Raw genomic sequence first — 3,312 nt, 5'->3', positions numbered from 1 at the left:
GTATATGTAAATCTATTACTGATATAAATATTGCAAGTTTAACAGATGCAAGATATATTGCTTATATTAATGAAGTTGATAAGGGTACATTTCGGCTTGCGCTTCCCCACGAATTTACTAAAAACTACTTAGTGATTGATGTATGTGAATATGAAAATTATAAAAATAAATATATGGATTCTGCACCTATTTGGGGAGGATTTTTTCATTCAAATGCAGCATCTAGCCTACAGGAAGCATATCGTTTTCAGCCTTCTAGATTGACTGCTAGACCTAGCATTGTACTTCCAACTCCCTATCATAAAGAAAGTTGCATTCGTTCAGTAGTTCAACCCTATGCTTTTGAAAGATTTTTAAAGCTTTATCACCTTCTGGAACTGATTTTTGACTGGAACTTAGTTCAGCAAATAAAAAGTTTAGATAATGATTTACAAGGAATAGGACAATTACTCAATCAATATAGCAGCAATAAGGAAATTGATAGCTTAAAAAAGTTACTCAAAAGTAAATGTGATGATCAAAACAAAGTTGATAAAATTGCAGATTGTCTAAATAAAATTAACTCTCCAGATTATTTAGATAAGGGAATGAAGATTTTTTTCGATTATGGTAAAGACGGTAATCCTTACAATAAAATCAATAATATTATTCCATTTCAAGATTTGATGAACAGGGGAGGATTTACCCGAAGTAATTCCAGAGATTCATCTATTACAGGCATAACAGAAAATAACTATAAAGGGTTAGTAATAGATTTTTCAGCCTATTGTATATATCGTGTGAGATGTTGTACTGCTCACAATCGCATAGGTGAGTATGTTATGTCTAATGATGACGAAGGATTCGTAGTTGAATTTGCTGAACCCTTGCTTCGTGAGGTACTATGTCAAATATTTAGTGAGTGAAGATTGATAAACATAAAGCAATGCGATCACTTGTAGGTTGGATAAATAAAGTGCGATAGCGAAGCGCGACCTAGGAATCGCTCGTAGGTTATATTGATAAAGTGCGATAGCGAAGCGCTCCGCAGGAATCACTTGTAGGTTAGATTGATAAAGTGCGATAGCGAAGCGCTCCGCAGGAATCGCTTGTAGGTTAGATTGATAAAGTGCGATTGCTTGTAGGTTGGATTGATAAGATGCGATAGCGAAGCGCTCCGCAGGAATCGCTCGTAGGTTGGATTGATAAAGTGCGATAGCGAAGCGCGACCTAGGAATCGCTCATAGGTTAGATTGATAAAGTGCGATAGCGAAGCGCGACCTAGGAATCGCTTGTAGTTTGGATTGATAAAGTGCGATAGCGAAGCGCGACCTAGGAATCGCTTGTAGGTTGGATTGGTAAAGTGCGATAGCGAAGCGCGACCTAGGAATCGTTTGTAGGTTAGATTGATAAAGTGCGATAGCGAAGCGCTCCGCAGGAATCGCTCGTAGGTTGAATTGATAAAGTGCGATCGCTCATAGGTTAGATTGATAAAGTACGATCGCTCGTAGGTTAGATTGATAAAGTGCGATAGCGAAGCGCTCCGCAGGAATCGCTTGTAGGTTAGATTGATAAAGTGCGATAGCGAAGCGCTCCGCAGGAATCGCTTGTAGGTTGGATTGAGCAAGTGCGATAGCGAAGCGCTCCGCAGGAATCGCTTGTAGGTTGAATTGATAAATTGCGATCGCTTATAGGTTAGATGGATAAAGTGCGATAGCGAAGCGCTCCGTAGGAATCGCTCGTAGGTTAGATTGATCAAGTGCGATCGCTCGTAGGTTAGATTGATCAAGTGCGATAGCGAAGCGCTCCGTAGGAATCGCTCGTAGGTTAGATTGATCAAGTGCGATAGCGAAGCGCGACCTAGGAATCGCTTGTAAGTTAGATTGATAAAGTGAGATCGCTTGTAAGTTAGATTGATAAAGTGCGATAGCGAAGCGCGACCTAGGAATCGCTTGTAAGTTAGATTGATAAAGTGCGATAGCGAAGCGCGACCTAGGAATCGCTTGTAGGTTGAATTGATAAATTGCGATCGCTCGTAGGTTGAATTGATAAATTGTGATCGCTCGTAGGTTAAATTGATGAAGTGCGATCGCTGGTAGGTTGGATTGATAAAGTGCGATAGCGAAGCGCGACCTAGGAATCGCCAATCTTGTAGGGTGCGTTAATGAAATGTAACGCACCTAAAATATAAGCTAAAATGAAGTAGCTTACAATCTACCGTGTATGAGTGAAACTGTCTATATTGAAACCAGTATCTTAGGCTACCTTACTGCTCGACCAAGCAGAGACATTATTGTGGCAGCTAATATTGAGATAACGAGGGAGTGGTGGAATACACGGCGCAGTGACTTTCAACTGTACTCATCCCAAGCAGTCTTGAAAGAAACTACCCAAGGAGATGCCAAAATTGCATCTCAACGACTAGAAATTCTTAGCAATATATCATTACTCAACTTAAACCAATCCGTTCTGGATTTAGCAGAGCAATTTTTAGGCCGCAGCAACCTTCCAGCAAAAGCTGATGTTGATGCTGTTCATATCGCAGTTGCAACTGTTCACGGAATGGATTATCTGCTGACATGGAATTGTAAGCACATTGCCAATGCTCAAATTCAGAGAAAATTGGCGGAGATCAGCATTGATTTTGGATACGAATTGCCGATTCTTTGTACACCCTATGAACTTCTAGGAGGTTGATTATGTTTCATGATGAGATTGTGGAAGAGATCCACAGAATTCGTGAACAGTATTCTCGGTCATTCAATCATGACTTGAAAGCTATCTTTGCTGATTTGCAAAAGCAACAAGCTGAAAGCGGTAGAAAAGTTGTGAGCTTATCACGAAAGCAAGATACAAGAACACGTTGGAGCGGACGAGCGCGATATCTTGGTGGTGATGCGCCTGATGTTATCCGCCACTCAACTTAGCCATTATATCGAAGCGATCGCTCGTAGGTTGGATTGATAAGGTGCGATAGCGAAGCGCTCCGTAGGAATCGCTCATAGGTTAAATTGATAAAGTGCGATAGCGAAGCGCTCCGCAGGAATCGCTTGTAGTTTGGAGTGATAAAGTGCGATAGCGAAGCGCTCCGCAGGAATCGCTCGTAGGTTTGATTGATAAAGTGCGAGTTCGCCACTTACACCCTGACCAAATGAGAAAAACCCAATAACAGCTTAACCAAACCTACAGTTTTAAATACATCAGCCAAAAAATAATTTAATCATCATAATTCTACCCAATTCTCTAAACTTAAACCCTCAACTCTGGCCAAATCACTATCATTAGAAACCACAATTAAATCTTTAAGAATAGCAGTAGCAGCGATTAAAACAT

General features: G+C 40.6%; 4 protein-coding genes. 3 read left to right on the top strand and 1 reads right to left on the bottom strand.

Translation table 11 applies throughout. The annotated features are described in order from the left end of the window. Window positions 1–905: hypothetical protein (locus IQ228_RS23520; RefSeq protein WP_193964627.1), on the top strand; the 905-nt coding region annotated here is incomplete at its 5' end. A 762-nt stretch (window positions 906–1,667) separates the two neighbouring features. Here IQ228_RS23520 and IQ228_RS23515 read toward each other — a convergent pair. Then, entirely contained in the window at window positions 1,668–2,126 is a 459-nt protein-coding gene (locus IQ228_RS23515) for a hypothetical protein (protein WP_193964626.1), read from the bottom strand. 76 nt (window positions 2,127–2,202) lie between these two features. On the opposite strand from IQ228_RS23515, the gene IQ228_RS23510 reads away from it, so the two are divergent. Both IQ228_RS23510 and IQ228_RS23505 read left to right on the top strand, forming a co-directional pair. Next, window positions 2,203–2,676, top strand: a complete 474-nt coding sequence (locus IQ228_RS23510; RefSeq protein WP_027402404.1) for a type II toxin-antitoxin system VapC family toxin — start codon at window positions 2,203–2,205, stop codon at window positions 2,674–2,676. 2 nt (window positions 2,677–2,678) lie between these two features. Continuing rightward, window positions 2,679–2,906 carry a hypothetical protein gene (locus IQ228_RS23505; RefSeq protein ID WP_027402405.1) on the top strand — a complete coding sequence of 76 codons (228 nt, stop codon included), beginning with the start codon at window positions 2,679–2,681 and terminating at the stop codon, window positions 2,904–2,906. Window positions 2,907–3,312: the final 406 nt, after the last annotated feature.

The organism is Dolichospermum sp. LEGE 00246, assembly GCF_015207865.1.
Classification (GTDB): domain Bacteria; phylum Cyanobacteriota; class Cyanobacteriia; order Cyanobacteriales; family Nostocaceae; genus Dolichospermum; species Dolichospermum heterosporum.
This window is presented reverse-complemented; position numbering and strand designations above follow the sequence as displayed.